At 57.0% G+C, this 16,080-nt stretch carries 12 protein-coding genes; 10 read left to right on the plus strand and 2 right to left on the minus strand.

What is annotated here, in order from left to right; all coding sequences use genetic code 11:
- Positions 1-30 precede the first annotated feature (30 nt).
- The 10 genes from IPJ68_00540 (at position 31) to IPJ68_00585 (ending at position 13,367) form a co-directional block, all read left to right on the plus strand.
- Positions 31-741 carry a hypothetical protein gene (locus IPJ68_00540; protein ID QQR78762.1) on the plus strand — a complete coding sequence of 237 codons (711 nt, stop codon included), beginning with the start codon at positions 31-33 and terminating at the stop codon, positions 739-741.
- Positions 742-788: 47 nt separating this feature from the next.
- The gene (locus IPJ68_00545; protein ID QQR78763.1) at positions 789-7,346 is read left to right on the plus strand and encodes a hypothetical protein; all 6,558 of its coding nucleotides are present in this window, start codon (positions 789-791) and stop codon (positions 7,344-7,346) included.
- A 460-nt stretch (positions 7,347-7,806) separates the two neighbouring features.
- The gene (locus tag IPJ68_00550; GenBank protein ID QQR78764.1) at positions 7,807-10,380 is read left to right on the plus strand and encodes a tetratricopeptide repeat protein; all 2,574 of its coding nucleotides are present in this window, start codon (positions 7,807-7,809) and stop codon (positions 10,378-10,380) included.
- A 34-nt stretch (positions 10,381-10,414) separates the two neighbouring features.
- A complete protein-coding gene (locus IPJ68_00555; GenBank protein ID QQR78765.1) occupies positions 10,415-10,597 on the plus strand; it encodes a four helix bundle protein in 183 nt (60 codons plus the stop codon).
- A gap of 30 nt (positions 10,598-10,627) precedes the next feature.
- On the plus strand, positions 10,628-10,795 hold the full coding sequence (locus IPJ68_00560; GenBank protein QQR78766.1) for a hypothetical protein: 168 nt from the start codon (positions 10,628-10,630) through the stop codon (positions 10,793-10,795).
- Between the two features lie 30 nt (positions 10,796-10,825).
- A complete protein-coding gene (locus tag IPJ68_00565) occupies positions 10,826-11,140 on the plus strand; it encodes a hypothetical protein (GenBank protein ID QQR78767.1) in 315 nt (104 codons plus the stop codon).
- Between the two features lie 63 nt (positions 11,141-11,203).
- Complete coding sequence (locus tag IPJ68_00570; protein ID QQR78768.1) at positions 11,204-11,584, plus strand: hypothetical protein; 381 nt, start codon at positions 11,204-11,206, stop codon at positions 11,582-11,584.
- Positions 11,585-11,726: 142 nt separating this feature from the next.
- Positions 11,727-12,092: a hypothetical protein gene (locus IPJ68_00575; GenBank protein QQR78769.1), complete on the plus strand. Its 366-nt coding sequence runs from the start codon at positions 11,727-11,729 to the stop codon at positions 12,090-12,092.
- Positions 12,093-12,167: 75 nt separating this feature from the next.
- Positions 12,168-12,554: a hypothetical protein gene (locus IPJ68_00580; protein ID QQR78770.1), complete on the plus strand. Its 387-nt coding sequence runs from the start codon at positions 12,168-12,170 to the stop codon at positions 12,552-12,554.
- Between the two features lie 24 nt (positions 12,555-12,578).
- A complete protein-coding gene (locus tag IPJ68_00585) occupies positions 12,579-13,367 on the plus strand; it encodes a hypothetical protein (GenBank protein QQR78771.1) in 789 nt (262 codons plus the stop codon).
- A gap of 92 nt (positions 13,368-13,459) precedes the next feature.
- Here IPJ68_00585 and IPJ68_00590 read toward each other — a convergent pair whose 3' ends face one another.
- Together IPJ68_00590 and IPJ68_00595 are read right to left on the minus strand one after the other, a co-directional pair.
- The gene (locus IPJ68_00590) at positions 13,460-14,905 is read right to left on the minus strand and encodes a hypothetical protein (GenBank protein ID QQR78772.1); all 1,446 of its coding nucleotides are present in this window, start codon (positions 14,903-14,905) and stop codon (positions 13,460-13,462) included.
- A gap of 58 nt (positions 14,906-14,963) precedes the next feature.
- A complete protein-coding gene (locus IPJ68_00595; protein ID QQR78773.1) occupies positions 14,964-16,007 on the minus strand; it encodes a hypothetical protein in 1,044 nt (347 codons plus the stop codon).
- Positions 16,008-16,080: the final 73 nt, after the last annotated feature.

Below are 16,080 nucleotides of genomic sequence, written 5' to 3' on the forward strand. Positions count from 1 at the left end.
ACCGTCACCAATGGCGCGGGGAGTATCACGGTGGCGTCCACCCTCGGCACCAGTGTTGACCTCACCACCGAAGTCACCGGGACGCTCCCGGTCGGAAACGGCGGCACCGGGGCAGCCACCCTCGCGAGTAATGGCGTCCTCTACGGCAATGGTACGGGCATCGTCCAGGTCACCACCGCGGGCACCACCGGTCAATTCCTCGTCGCCAATGGCAGTGGAGTCCCCACTTTTGTTTCCATGAGTAGTGATGCCACGCTCGCTGCTTCCGGTGCCGTGACGATCGCCGCCAATGCGGTCGCCCTTGGTACCGACACCACCGGCGACTATGTTTCCTCCGCCACCGCTTCGGGTGGTCTCACCCTGACCGGGACCGAAGGCGGCTCGCTGGGCATCCTCCTCCAACCCTCCGCTGATGCCCTCTCCGCTACCACGAGCTCAGGCTCTGGCCTCCAACTCCTCGCGACGGGTCTCACCTTGCTTCAGGGCTGTGCGAACAATGAGGTCTTAGCCTGGAATGAAACGACGGATGTCTGGAGTTGTGCCAGTATTGCCGGTACGGGTGGAGTCACCGGCACCGGAGCCACAGGTCAAGTCACCTACTGGACGGGCACGAGTACGGTCGCGGGTGAGAATCAATTGAATGTCTCTCGGGGCGGCACCGGGGTGGATGGCTCAGCCGTCACCAATGGGCAGCTTCTCATCGGTCACGATGCCAACAACAATTTCTCCTCGCGGCTCTGACCCAAGGGACGGGTATCACCGTCACCAATGGCGCGGGGAGTATCACGGTGGCGTCCACCCTCGGCACCAGTGTTGACCTCACCACCGAAGTCACCGGGACGCTCCCGGTCGGAAACGGCGGCACCGGGGCAGCCACCCTCGCGAGTAATGGCGTCCTCTACGGCAATGGTACGGGCATCGTCCAGGTCACCACCGCGGGCACCACCGGTCAATTCCTCGTCGCCAATGGTTCCGGGGTCCCGACCTTTGTCTCGCTGAGTAGCGATGTCACGATCAGTAATGCAGGGGTTGCCACCATCGCCGCCGATGCCGTCGCTCTCACCACCGACACGACGGGGAACTATGTCGCCAATGTTGCGAATGGCAACGGCATCACTGGAGGCAGTGCTGGATCTGAAGGGGCTTCCCTCACCCTCACCCTTGATCTCCTCGACTCCGCCGATGGCACGGGTTCTACCTCCTCTAACTCTGGCCTCGAGTTCCAAGGTGCGTCCTCCAATGAGCTCGCCCTCCTTCAGGGGTGTGCCGACAATGAAATCCTCTCTTGGAACAATACGACCAATGTCTGGCAGTGTGCCACCGTCAGTGGTGTCGGAGGCATCTCAGGCACCGGCACATCGGGTCACGTCGCCTTCTGGACTGGCACCTCTTCCCTTTCCTCGGAAGCCCAACTCTCAGTCAGTCGGGGTGGCACCGGCCTCGACGGCTCAGCGGCGGCCAATGGCACCCTCCTCATCGGTAATGGTACAGGCTACACGCTCGCTACCTTGACCGACGGCACCGGCATCAGTATCACCGAAGGCGCGGGCACGATCACGGTCGCGAGTACCCTCGGCACTTCCATCGCTGCGGGCGAAGTCGACGCCGACTCCCTCGACTTCACCGAATTCCAAGACACCCTCGACCTCGATGCGGCTCTCACCTTGAACCAAACCACCAATACCTGGGCACAGACCTTCACCGGCACAACGACCACGGGCTTTGCGTATACGGCCACCTCGCTCACCACCGGGAGTGCCCTCAACCTGACGACGACGAATACCGCCACCGCCAACACCGCCCTCACTCCGGTCAGCTTCAACCTGACCAATGCCCAATCCACCCTCGCCAACACCAATGGTGTCACGGGCCTGGCGGTCAACTTCACCAACAATCCATCTGTCGCCGGCAACAGCGAGTACGCCGTCCGCATCCAGAATCAAGACACAAACAATACGACCGACAATGCTCTCTCTGCCCTCCTCCTCCTCGACAATGCGGATACGACGACATCCGGCACGACCATCGTCACCGATGCCATCGCTATCACCAACAGTGGGGGATCAAACTTCACCACTTTCCTCAATACCCCAACCCTCGACATCAGTGCCGCCGGAGCGATCACGGGCGCGACTGGCATCACCTCCTCCGGCAATATCACCTTCTCTAGTCTCACGGCCAACAGCTTCCTCTACTCCGGTACGGGTGGCCTCCTCACCACGACCAGTGCTCCCACCAATGGTCAACTCCTCATCGGCAGTACGGGTGTGGCTCCCGTAGCGGCCGCTCTGACTCAAGGCGCTGGCATCACCGTCACGAATGGCGCCGGGAGTATCACCATCGCCTCGACTTTGGGGACGAGTGTGGACGGGAGTGAGATCACCGATAACACCGTCGAGGAAGTCGATCTCGAGGTAACCAATGCGCCGACGGGCGGCTATGTGCTGACCTATGATGCCGGTACGGGCGGCTTCACCTGGGTCGATGCGGGCGGTCTCGGCAATTCGAAGTGGACCGATTCGGGTACGCTCACGTATCTCACGCAGACATCTGACGATGTTGCTTTCGGCGGCTCGACCACGACCTCGGCGCGTTTCGTTTTCGATGTCACCACCGGCAATCAAATCCTCTTTGAGGGCACCGGCGCGGATGATGCGAATGAAACGACACTCGTCATCACCAATCCGACTGCCGACCGGACGATCACCCTGCCGAATCTGACTGGTACCGTCGCCACCATCGATGGGGGACAGACGTTCACAAGCGCGACCTGGAACGGCACAGCTATCAGCGCTCAATACGGTGGCACGGGTCTCGACGGTTCAGCCGCGGCCAATGGCACGCTTCTCATCGGTAATGGCTCAGGCTACACCCTCGCCACCCTCACCGACGGTACCGGTATCACTATTTCTGAAGGCGCAGGGAGTATCACCATCGCCTCGACCCTCGGTACCTCGGTTGATCTCGCCAGTGAAGTCACCGGGACACTCCCTGTCGGGAATGGCGGCACCGGCGCCACCACCTTCACGAGTAACGGCGTCCTCTATGGCAATGGCACCGGTGCCGTCCAAGTCACTGCCGCTGGCACCAGTGCTCAACTTCTCGTGGCCAATGGCTCCGGGGTCCCGACCTTTGTCACCCTCTCGAGTGATGCAACCATCTCCAATGCCGGTGTCCTTACCGTGGCGGCCGATGCCGTCGCCCTCACCACCGACACCACCGGCAACTATGTCGCCAATGCCCAGACGAGTGTACTGACTGGTCTCACGGGCGGCTCCGCGGGGAGTGAAGGGGCGTCCCTCACCCTCGGCCTCGATTACTCGCAAGCCCTCACCGGCGATGTCGGCCTCGCGGCCAATGCCGGTGTCTTCGGTCAATCTGGCTTTGCCTTTGAGGGGAGTACAGCCAATACGATTGAGACCTACCTCGTCATCAGCGACCCGACGACGACGGACAAAACGATCACTTTCCCGGACGCTTCAGGCACGGTTGCGGTCTCGGGATCGGGTGGTCTCTCTGTCTCGGCGCTTGGGGACATTACTTGTTCCACCTGTGTCGTATCAGGAGGAACATTGTTCACAGCGGCGGGCACTTCAGGTTCCAATCAGACCATCGCTCAAGGCGACACCCTGACGATCGCTGCGGGCACGGGTATCACCACAACGGGTGGAGCAACGGATACGATTACTATTGCGAGTACGCTCGGGACTTCTATCTCCGCTGGAGAAGTCGACGCCGACTCCCTCGACTTCACCGAGTTCCAAGACACCCTCGACCTCGATGCGGCCCTCACCCTGAACCAAACCACCAATACCTGGGCACAGACCTTCACCGGCACAACGACCACGGGCTTTGCGTATACGGCTGACGCTCTCACCTCTGGCTCTGCCCTCACCCTCGCTTCTGCCGCCGCCGCCCTCACCGGGAGCCTGGAGACCATCACTCTCTCCGGTAGTAACGCTGCCAATACCGGCTCCCTCCTCGACCTCCAGAACACGGGTACCGCCAATGCCAACACCTCCCTCCTCATCCAGCACAATGCCACCGGCACCGGCAACCTCGCCTTCCGCGTGAATGATGTGGCGAGTGACACCTCCCCCTTCGTCATTGATGGGACAGGGAATGTGGGGATCGGGACGGCGGCACCGAGTCTTCCGCTGCACGTCTCACGAAGCACGGGGGGTACGTATAACAAGTTAGCCGGATTGTATGTTCCAGACATAACGACGGGTCAGTATGTGGAAGCCCCAATCGGTAGGAGCGAGACGGTACGCAATAGGGCAAGTTGGTCATTTCTCTATGATGGAGATGGCAGTGCGAATAATGCGATGGGGCTGCTTTTCTACGGGGATTCGTCTGCACGTATTACTGCGCTCGCCTCGGGGAATTTCGGTATCGGCGATACCTCTCCTGCTTCACTCTTTACGGTCGGAGATGGAGATGCCTTCCAAGTGAATTCAACCGGCGCGATTGTGGCTGCCACCGGCATCATCTCGAGCGGCACCATCACCTTCAGCGGGTTCACGAGTAATGGCGGTGTCTTATATACCAACGGTTCCGGTACTTTGGCTCAGGCGACGGCAGGGACGAGCACCCAGGTGCTTCTCGGTGGCGCGACCCCGAGTTTCGGTACTATCGGCGCCTCCTCCGTCACCGCCGACTCCCTCGACTTCACCGAATTCCAAGACACCCTCGACCTCGATGCCAACCTCACCCTGAATCAAACGACCAATACCTGGGCACAGTCGTTCACGGGCACAACGACCACAGGCTTTGCGTATACGGCGGATGCACTGACTTCGGGATATGCTGAGACGCTCAATGTGAACGGTGCAGCCGTTCTCACCACTGGCGGTGCTCTCAACATCGATGGTCCGACCGGGGCGGCGACGATGAATACCACTACGGGCCTCCTTAATATCTCCTCGACCGGGGCCATCACGAACTCCACCACGGGCGCGGGGTCCGGCTCCCTCTTCCAGGTGACCGGCAACGGAGCCATCACCCCGACCCTCGCCTCGATCTCAGATACCTCGGTCATGACGACGACCGGCAAGCTCCTCGATCTAACGGCTGATGCGGCCACCACTACAACTGGCCTCCTCACTATGAATGCGGCTGGTTTGACCACTGGCTACGCTCAGAATATTAACGTGAATGGCGCCGCGGTCCTCACCTCGGGCGGGGCGATCAATATCGTCGGTCCGACGGGAGCAGCAGCTCAGGCGGCAGGCGCGCTCCTCAAGATCACTACGACGGGCGCAGTCACAGGAACAGCCGGTACGGGCAACTCGCTCCAGGTGACGAGTGGCACGGTTACGGGAACAGTGGCTTCCATCACAGATGCTGCTGTGATGACGACGACGGGCTCTCTCCTCACTCTTACAGGTAACTCCGCGACGACCACAACGGGTCTCTTGCAAGTGAATGCCAATGCCCTCACCTCCGGCTCGGCCGTGAACATCGCCTCCTCCTCCGTCGCCTTCACCGGCTCCCTCGAATCCATCACCCTCTCTGGCTCCAATGCCGCCAATACCGGCAACCTCCTCCTCATCGCCGATACCGGGGCCCTCAATACCACCACCTCCTTCAAAGTCACCGCCAATGGTGCGGCTACTCAAGTTGCCGCCCTGATCGAAAACACCGGCTCCGGTACGAGTTTCCGCGTCAATGATGTCGCTAGTGACACCGACCCCTTCCTCATTGATGCCTCGGGTCAGGTCGGGATCGGGGACGCCACCCCCAACACAATTCTGGATGTCCTCTCCTCTGGAGCAGCGGACACTATCTTTACTCTCGCCAATACCAATGCCGGTGACTATGACCCCGTCGTCAAGTTTGAACTGACTGAAGGCACCCCCCTCTTCACCCTCGGCATCGATGACTCTGACTCGGACAAGTTCAAGATCTACTCGGGTGATGGCCTCGCCAGTGGGGATGAGTTTGTCATTGACGCGAGCGGCACCACCACCATCGCTAACCTCAACCTGGGCGCTACCTCCTTTGATGAGAACGCGGGAGCAGTGACCTGGATCGATATGCCGGTGACGAGTGCGGCGACTTCCGGGACCGTCGAGAGCTACACCGCGGCCATCGATGGGACGAGCTTCCTCACGGTGTACGCGCAGTCGAACGGTTCGGGCGGTCTTGATACAGCGCAGTCCGCAGTGAAATCCGACGTCGAGCTCGATGCTACTGTCGACGGCTTGGCTACCAAGGTCAATGCTGGAGCCTGCAGCGATACGACTTTCACGCGTGACACCAACGGTACGATCTGTGTCGATTCCACCAACGGTCGCATCTATTTCCGCTACGGTGGCGCTTGGCACTACTCTGCCCAGACGGCTGGCTTTCAGATCCCGAGCTATGAAACGGCCCCTTTGAGTAAACTTACCAGTGACGCTGAGACCGAGTTAGAAAACGCGCTGCCCTTCGATACGACCAATCATCCAGAGTACCTCACTCAAAGACTTCAGGCGGGTGAATTCCTCATCCCGTATGTGGATGAGTATCTCGAGGATGGTGCGGTCCACGGCCTGTACGCTCGCTTCGGTGATGTGAAGAGCAAGCTTTTCGGTGAGGAACAGCAGCAGATCGCTGATCTCTCCCTCCAGACAACAGCGAATATCACGACGCTTTCCGAACTCCAGACGAGTGTCGACGAACAGCTCTTGCTCGCGAGTACAAACCTGACGGCTTTCGCCACAAAGGATACCGAGATCGATGCGAAGCTCGCCGAACACGATACGTACTTCGCTCGTGACCTCGCCCGGCTCGATACACTCGATACATTGACTGCACAAATCGCACTCGACCAGAACACGCTCGCGGCCAATCTTACCAGTATCCAGTCCGATATGGTGACGCTCACGGCACAGGTGGGGACGCTGACCGAATTCTTCAACGCCTTCGATCTCGGCAATATGATCGCCAAGGATGAGCTCGGTAATGTTGATCTCCTCGGTGGGGCACTCCGTGCTAAGTCGCTGGCGACTGGCGGAATTACGATTGAAGTATCAGATGCAGAGGCACCAACTATCGGGACGGCGACGGTATTGCCTGTGGTGACGGATACGGATGGTGATGGCAAAGATGATGAGACCGGTTCGGACGGACGAAGTATCGAGATCCGGACCAAGGCGATGATCCCGATGGTGAACGGCTCGCGTATCTTCACGAGTTTCAAAGGCAATCCGAATGCCTTTAGCTGGGTCGAAAAGGTGCGTGACGGGGACGGGGACTATGTTGGGTTCAAGATTCGGCTCTCGGAAAAGGTCGATGAGGCGGTAAAAGTTGACTGGTGGCTAATCGAACAAAAAGATACATTCTCCGCAGCGACACCATAGGAAAATATATATGGATCAAATCAATCGATCACCGTAAAGAAAAAAAGCAAGCCGAGCTCTCGGGAGGGCTCGGCCAGGCGCGGGATAGTCATGTCTTGGGAAGGGGTGGAAGCACGAACACTCCTCCTCTCCCAAGACAGGATCATACCACCTGTCTAAACTTCAGGAAGTATAGTCATTAAAACTCCTCCTGAAGTGAACCGACATTCCGCACGAAGCGCTTTTTGAGAAGCGCTTTTTGCGTTACACCGTATGATAGAGGAAGTGGTCACCCTTTGGCAAACGCGCTGCGGATTTTCTGACGAGAAACACAGTCGATCGGTGGCCGTACGATGGGCGTATATTCGATGGCACCTGACGATCATGATCGAGGGCTCTTTTGGTGATTTTGGCTTTCTTGCGTCGTCATTTGGGGTGGCGTATAATAGCGTCATTACCGTATAACCTAAACTATTGCGCTATGCAGGCATCAGAAAAGCCATCCTTTGCGCGTTTTGGGAGTCAGGCGAATTTTTCCAATAACCCTAACGAGAGACCGAATGATGTCGTCCCCCGTGCCGATGCCGTGATCCGACCGGGCGCTGTCGGCGGACAAGTCACGAAGGCGCGCACTTCGAAAGCGTTCGACTTTATTATCACCGCGGTGCTCGTGCTTCTCTTCTTCGGTGTACCGGTATTCTTCACAGGCCTGACATTCCAGGGCATCGCCTTCGAGAAACAAATCTTTTTCTACTTCTGTCTCCTCATCGGCCTCGTCGCGTGGGTGTCCAAGGGCGTCATGACTGGTGAGATGCGGGTTCGCCGTACCCCACTCGATATCCCGATCCTCCTGTTTTGGTTATTTGCGATCGTGGCGACGGTCTTTTCGGTTGACCGATGGCATAGTTTCTGGGGCTTCTTCGGTGATCCGTCCCGTGGTTTCATCAGCCTGACCGCGCTCGTCTTGGCCTATTTCTTCATCCTGAGTCACTTCACCGAAAGGCGGCGCAACCTCATGCTGACGGCATTTCTCGCCTCGGGTGTCTTGGTCATCGTCTGGAGCTTCCTCGTCGTTATGAAGATTCACTTCATTCCAGCGAGCTTTGAAGCGATCGCTCCGCTCTCCCTGATTGGTTCCATGTCGACTTTGACCCTCTACCTCGCCCTGCTCGTACCACTCATGGTGACGGCACTTTTCCTCCTCTTCCGTGACGGCTCAGGCGCCTCACGTGGGCTGCGGATTTCAGGTGCGGTGGTGCTTGGTGTGGCGCTCCTCTTGGACTTGTTCCTCCTCATCGCGCTCTACCCGTTTGTGACGTGGGCGGTGGTGCTCGGTGGACTCGGGTTCTTCCTGATCTATATCTTGGCTCAGATCGTCCGGCCGGTGCAGGAATTGACGTGGATGCCGATGGTCATCTTCGTCATCGTCCTTGCCTTCCTCATGATTGGGAGGAATAACCTGGCTCAGGCGACGCTCCCGGTTGAAGTGACACCGAATATGAAGCTTTCCTGGCAGGTGGTTCAGGAATCGCTCAGTGCCAATTTCCTCTCAGGTTCCGGTCTGGCGACCTATGGATATGACTTCTCGCTCTTCCGTCCGCAGGAATTCAATGGTAATGCACTCTACACCCTCCGGTTCTATCAAGGGACTGGCCTCGTCGCCGAAGCCCTTGCCACGATAGGTGTTGTCGGGACGATACTCATGCTCATCGTCTGGTTCTCGCTCCTCTCTATCGGTCTCTATCTCCTGACCATGGACAAGGCCAAGAATAAAATCGCCTCACTGGGCTTGTGGTCAGTCACGGTGATGCTCTTCGTCGCGGGTTTCGTCTCGCCGATAAATGCGACGATACTCATCCTCGGCGTCATCCTCTCGGCTCTTGCCCTCGCGACGCTCCTCCAAGAAAGTGGCTCAGAGGAACGCTATTGGGAATTGTCATTCCGTGCGACGCCCAAGTTCGCCCTCGCTCTCGCGTTCGTCTTCATGGTGGTCTCGGCGGGTGTGGCCTTCATCTTTGTCTTCATGGGTAAGGTCTTCCTCGCGGATGTCTCGGCGGGTGTGGCTACCCGACAGCCGGCCTCGATTGACGGTACGATTCCAAAGTACGTGCGAGCGATCCAGCTTTACCCGCAGGAGGGGCGGTACTATACGCGCATCGCACAGGAATACATGGCCGTCGCCAATGCCGAAGGTGGTAAGAACGCTGATGAGCGCGATGTGAACCGGATCGCCTTCACGGTACGTGAGTCGGTCGCAGCCGGACTCCGAGCCAAGGACCTGATGCCAAACGACGTCCTAGCGACCGAAGCTCTCGGCCTCGTCTATGAAAACGCCAGTATCTTTGCGACTGATGCCCTGCCCAAAGCCGAAGAGATGTATACCCGAGCGCTCGAGCTTGAGCCTCAGAACCCACTCTTCGCGATCAAGCTCGGCCAGATCAAGCGCCTCTCGGCTGATGGGAAGCCGGATGGAGCTGAAAAGACGGCACTCTTGAACGAAGCGAAGGGGCTCTTTGAGCAGGCGATTGAGAAGAAAGCTGACCTCGCCATCGGTCACTACAACCTCGCAGTTATCCACTCGCGATTGAAGGACTACGATGCAGCGATAAGCGCGACTTCGCAAGCTATCCGACTGGCGCCCACTAACCTCTCATTCCGGTACAACCTCGGCCTCCTCTATCAGGAGCGCAATGCCGAAGGGGACCGAACTCAGGCGGAAAACCTCTACAAGCAGGTGCTCGATGCCAATGACCGGCTGATCGACGTCCGTCTCTCGCTCGGCCTCCTCTATGAGGCCCAAAACAAGCGTGAAGCTGCGATGGCGGAATATGAGAAAATCCTCACACTTATTCCGGAAGACGAGCGAACTTCGGCCAATGTGAAACAGACCCGTGCCCAGATCACTCAGGTGATCGACAACCTCCGCTCGGGCAAGGGCAATATTCCCGCTGGCAATAGTCTCGCTGAGCCCGGTCCGGTCACGCCGGCGACCGCTGCTCCGACCAACCCCGCCGCGAGCCAAGGTGAATCTCTCTTGAATGGCCCGACACCATAAGGTGGGGTAAAGCGGAGAGGGGAGAATGAGGAAAATGCTATGCCCACCTCTAGCCTCTTTCGAAGAGCTTATCGTCTGGCAACGATCGATGGAACTTGCTGGGGCCGTTTATTTGGGTACAGAAGCACTGCCAAAATCGGAACAGTATGGTTTGATGAAGTCAGATGTGCCGTTCTGCAGTTTCTATATCCTTCCAATATTGCTGAAGGCTATATAAAGGAAGGGACTGGGTGAGTATGTCTACTTCTTGTCTGTCGCCGATGCTTCGGCAGCGGAACTTGAAACTCAAATACGCCTGGTCTGTGGTATTTATCCGGATATGAGTCTGAAGCGATCACTTGCCCTTCTGGATGAGGTACAGAAACTGTTAACAGTTATGATCAAAAAACTGAAAGCGAAATCAGCTCACCCCTAAACGTTCGCCGCTCTGCATTTTCCGACCAATATGTTCAGACCTATCATAGGCAGTATCATTTTCAGTAGCACTCTCTTTCCGAGGAGCGTCTTCGCCGGCGTGATCGATGAAGCCCAACCTCTGTCGGTTGGGTTGGCCAAGATCCTTGACTTTTTATTGTCAATCATCGGTGTAGTTGCTATCATTGGATTAGTGATTGCGGGGCTCTTGTATTTCTTCGCGGCGGGTGACATGCGTCAGATCGCCCTCGCCAAGAAAGCGACGCTCGCGGCCATCACCGGCATCGTCATCGCGCTCGGGGGCTATGTCCTCATCCGGACGATTGCGACGTTTGTCGCTGGTTGAACACAAAAATAAAAAATCCTTGTCAGTCAGACTGACGAGAGAAAAGAAAGGGGGTGAGAGGTTATGCAAAAATTCAAAAAATTGGCTATCGGTGCGGTGAACGGTCTCGTGCTGCTCGCCCCAGCCACAGCGTTAGCGCTGACAAATGGTAGCTGGGCTGATCGGGGGACGACGAACTATCAGTCATCCGGACTGCCGACAGGAACGATTTACCAGATTATCTCGTCAACCCTGTCCTGGCTCCTGGCCATCCTCGGTTTCATCGCGGTCATCGGTTTCGTGATATCGGGCATTCTCTATCTCACCGCTGCTGGCAACGAGACACAGATCGAGAAGGCGAAGAGCGCCATGACGTACTCCATCATTGGCGTCATCGTCGCCCTCATGGGCTACGTGATCATCCAAGCTGTCAACGCTTGGCTCGGGACATCAGCGAACTTCTAGTGTTCTTTTCGATCGAAAAGAGAAAGGCAATCCCGCCAGAGCGGGGTTGTTTTCTTTTCATCCGGACTGGGGGTGTACAGACGATGCTCATGTAGTGGTATACTAGAAGGGAGGCTAAATAAGCTAACCGTATTCGGTGAGTATGTTGCACAAAAAACTGGTTTTTATTGTACTCGGGGCGGCCATCACGTTTCTTCCGAACATCGTCACAGCGACGGGTTGGATAGCAGGACAAACCAATGTCGCGAATTCCAATCTTCCTGTTTCGAGTGTGTACGGCATCATCTCCAATACTCTGTCCTGGCTTCTCGCCGTTCTTGGTTTCATCGCGGTCATGGGCTTTGTTCTTTCAGGAATCCAATACCTCTTGGCGGCGGGGGATGAAGGTATGGCTGAGCGGGCGAAAAATGCTATGAAGTACTCCATTATCGGCGTCATCGTCGCTCTCGGTGGGTATGTGGCTATTTTTGCCATCAATAACTGGCTCAACGCCGGAACAAATTTCTAAGAGCGTGGTTTCAGGATTTTTCTGACGGGTGCGTAACATAAATACAAAAATCAGCGTATGTCGGTATCTGTGAGTATGAAAAAAATTCTTCCCGCTTTTGTGGTTGCGGTCTTTCTTCTGGTGACGTGGATTCAACCAGTGGCAGCGACTGGCTGTCCCACTGGGTATGCTATGACGGCTGGAGTATGTTTTCCAACTGGTACCGGTCTCTCTAGTCAGCCATTGGCGACTATCATCATGGGAGTGATGAACTGGATGCTCGCCGTCCTGGGCTTTATCGCCGTCCTGGGATTTGTCATCTCGGGGATGCAGTACCTGTTATCAGCCGGGGATGAAGGAATGGTCGAGACCGCCAAACGCAACATGAAATACTCTATCATCGGTGTCGTCGTCGCCCTCTCGGGCCGTGTCCTCATCATGGCGATCAATAATTTGCTGAACGCCAGCACGACACCATTTTAATCCCCAAGGCCGATTATCTTTCGTATGAAAAAAGGACTTCTGCTGCCAGTACTCGGATTCTTTCTCTGCTTCAGTTTCCTTGGCCTGCTCTCCACCGAAACAGTATCAGCCCAGACCTGTGTCGGAACTGGTTTGAGCTGTGTACCGATCGGATCGTGTACAGGTACTACCAACTCGTCACTTACTTGTGCCGGTTCGAATCTTTGTTGCCAAGCAACGGGGACAGGCGTCGGTGGTCCGACTGGCGGGACGGGGACAGGTGTCGGCGGTCCGACTGGTGGGACCATCTCCGTGAGTATTTCCAACCCACTCTCGTACAATACGGTGAACGGCCTCCTCGGGCGGGTGCTCACCTTTCTCCAGAGTTTCATCGTGATCCTCTCACTTATCTTCATCATCATCGGCGCCTTCATGTATATCACCTCGGGCGGTGAATCCGGCCGCATCGAGACCGCCAAAAAATGCATCACCGCAGCGCTCATCGGTCTCGCCATCGGTATCGCGGCACCAGCCTTCCTTCGTCAGATATCCGAGATCCTCGGTTGGACCGGACCGGATGCGGCACTGCCAGCGGGTGTCGGGACCAGCCTCACCCTCATCGAGATCGCAACCAATGTCCTGAACTTCCTCCTTTCTATCGTCGGCGTGGTGGCGCTCATCATGCTCGTCGTCGGGGCCTTCATGTACCTGACCGCCGCGGGGGAGGAGGATCGCATCGATACCGGCAAGTCGATTGTGAAGTATTCCATCATCGGTATCGCGGTTGCCTTGGCGGCGCTCGTCCTCGTCCGTCAGGTGGCCAGCTTCTTTTAGCGATGCGGCGAAAAGGTGTAAAGAAAAAAGAAAAACGGGCTTCGCAAAGTTACTTGCGAAGCCCGTCTGATTTTCCTGACAGCTGTTGGCTGTCAGGTGGTGTGGCACTGCCGGATTTCAACCCGGAGCGTCCCGTCCCCTTCATGATTCCGGACTCCTTGATACCGGTTTACGTTGAGGGCGACCGCGAACGGTTGGTCGAATTTCAACCGCGTCCGCTGATTGGCGGGAGCGATGGGGAGACGTGCTCCCATCGCCTGGATGACGAGCGCCCCATAAGGTACTCGTGCTTCCCCCGGCTCCTCTGTGATGAGGAGTGGTTCACTGCCCGGAACATTGGGCGGTGCGAACCAAGGTTGGCCATTCATGTTGCGTACGACCTTCTGACCGTCCGGATTCCAGCAGAATCCAATACGCCCGTATGAGTCCATCTCACAGAGTTGCGTGGGCACCGGGTCCATTGCGGTCCCGGCGAAGAACATCTGCCGCCGCTTTCCGGTGGCAGTGACTTCATACCGTCCCGCGGGGAGCGAGCCGATATCGACCTCGCCAGGCTGATTGCTTGGCGTGTAGTCGACGACCTTGACGGTCGTATCGCAGCTCCAGGCAGTCTGGGTGACTGCCGTTTCCGTTGGTGTCGTCGCAACTGCCGGAGCGGGTTTGGAGGCCGCCCCGGACTGTTGCTGTGCAGTGTCCGCATCTGGCTTGGAGGCCGGTAGTGACCAGTGGAAACCAGATGTTTCCTCGAACCCGATCTTTTCGCATTGCGCGAAGTCGGCCTGGGTCGGGAGGACTGGAGCAACCTTTTTGGCCGGGTTGCCCTTTGCCTTCTCTTTGATGTTGGCGAAGCAGGTTGCGCGCTCAGCGTTGATTGCTTCTTCTACTGCTCGCTTGGCGTCATCCTCGGCCTTGTGGGCTTTGGTCGCTGTCCGGGCCTGATCGACCCAGCGCGTGACAGTGATGCCGGCATTGCCCGGGAGGGCCATGCCGAGCATAGTGATGAGCAGGGCACAGTTGATCCAGAACATCAGCCAGGGGAACAATACACTCTCTTGGAACAGTACTACGGAGAGTAGTATGACCAGGAGGCCGACCGCCAAGATTGGAACGACGAGGAATATATTGTCCTCGATATTCCAGAGGGCGATGACTTCCAACGCGACTGCCGAATACGACATCGCCCAGAGCCAGATGCGCCAGAGCTTCTTCGTGGCCTGCTTTGCTGCCGCTAGGCCTTCTGGTATCTCATTTTCCTCGCCGAGAGTGCCGCGGAAGAGATTGTAGATCCACACTGGTGGTGTGAGAGCCAGCGTGTAGCCGAGGAGGCTCGCACCCGTGTAGACGATGACGACGAGCATCAGTGTCCACAGGAGCGGGGTCAGATGGAAGAACTTGAGGAGTACTCCCACCATGATGACGCTTACAACGATGAAGCAGAATCTCAGACCCGCAGAACGGATCCGTCGGTTGATGCGACCTACGTCTGCGGTGGCCTGTTCGGCCATTGCGCGGGCGTAGGGGGTGAGTGTGGTAGCCATTATAGCCCCTCCTTTTCTTTACGGTTACTCGAACAGACTCGTAAGAGCCTGCTATCGATTACTTCAGTATTGCTTGGAAGCCACCGATGATCAGCACAGTGAGGATCGCGAGGCCGCCGACGATATAGATGAATCGCCATTGGCGCTCGCTGCGCTCTGCGTTGGTCTGGCCACTGGTATTCTGCCGCCGTTCCTGATCGCGGAGAGCGCCCTTGCACTTCCGGATGGCGAGGACCTTCTCTTGCAGCCAAAGCTGCATCCCTTCTTGCAGCTCGCGCTGTTCGGCGGGATTTTCTTCAGCTGCGTCGATCTTCTGGATCCACTCGAGTGTTTCATCACTCTCGAGCAGGACATCAATCGCGGGTCGAGCATCGCTGCCTTCGCCGATCTTGTAGTCCTTGAGGAGATACCTGGCTGTTGTAAGGTGGATATCCGTGTCATGCTCACCGTACCATTCCCGCAGCCTGCCCCAGACCTTCGCTGCCTTTTCTTTGGTAGCATTGAGGCCGGCTGCTGCAGTGTCCTTTGCGTTGTCGAGGACGTGCATACCTAGCAGGGTCTTGGCGACTGCCTCAACCCGCTCATCCTCCGTACCTTGGCCCACTGTAGCGCGCCAAGTTAGGGCGTTTACGACCTGCTGACCTTTCAGGCCAGTCAGCTCTTCCCACTTTACCAGAATTGGAATCTGCTTCACCTTTGCAGGGTTTTTTGGATCCTCAATCTCGGTGTTTCCGGTTGTTTTCTGGTGGTGGATAGGCGTGACTTCGGCCGCGATTGTCCTCAAAAGCATGGTGATGGCTCCATTCGGGAGCTTCGCCACGATTTTCTCGAACAGGTCGCATTCCTCCGGCTTTACCTGGTAGTTAATCGCTCGCGTGGCATCATCCACCCAGAGAGTGGACAACCAGATGTGGAGGGAGTTGAGTTCCCCCTCGCGCGAGGCGTTTTCCGCAATGGTTTCAGGTCCGCCTGGCCCCCCTTCACTGCTTTTGGGGGTCGCTTCACGCTTACCGAAGATATACCGGATGACTCCTAGGCCAATGTCGCCCCATTCCTTAATGCCCAACATTCGGTTGATTTCTTTGAATGAGAAATCTGCCATGATGATCTCCTTCTGATCTTTCGATCAAGTAGTAGTACATTTGATTGTAAAGGTACCCACAAGCAACGTACTG

The organism is Candidatus Moraniibacteriota bacterium (assembly GCA_016699425.1).
Taxonomy (GTDB): Bacteria; Patescibacteriota; Minisyncoccia; order Moranbacterales; family UBA1568; genus SSEF01.

Bases quoted from the DNA above. Each gene is read 5' to 3' on its own strand.
- IPJ68_00590 (QQR78772.1), bottom strand. From the start codon at position 14,905: ATGGCTACCACACTCACCCCCTACGCCCGCGCAATGGCCGAACAGGCC.
- IPJ68_00575 (QQR78769.1), top strand. From the start codon at position 11,727: ATGTTGCACAAAAAACTGGTTTTTATTGTACTCGGGGCGGCCATCACG.
- IPJ68_00565 (QQR78767.1), top strand. From the start codon at position 10,826: ATGTTCAGACCTATCATAGGCAGTATCATTTTCAGTAGCACTCTCTTT.
- IPJ68_00585 (QQR78771.1), top strand. From the start codon at position 12,579: ATGAAAAAAGGACTTCTGCTGCCAGTACTCGGATTCTTTCTCTGCTTC.
- IPJ68_00555 (QQR78765.1), top strand. From the start codon at position 10,415: ATGCTATGCCCACCTCTAGCCTCTTTCGAAGAGCTTATCGTCTGGCAA.
- IPJ68_00550 (QQR78764.1), top strand. From the start codon at position 7,807: ATGCAGGCATCAGAAAAGCCATCCTTTGCGCGTTTTGGGAGTCAGGCG.
- IPJ68_00580 (QQR78770.1), top strand. From the start codon at position 12,168: ATGAAAAAAATTCTTCCCGCTTTTGTGGTTGCGGTCTTTCTTCTGGTG.
- IPJ68_00595 (QQR78773.1), bottom strand. From the start codon at position 16,007: ATGGCAGATTTCTCATTCAAAGAAATCAACCGAATGTTGGGCATTAAG.
- IPJ68_00570 (QQR78768.1), top strand. From the start codon at position 11,204: ATGCAAAAATTCAAAAAATTGGCTATCGGTGCGGTGAACGGTCTCGTG.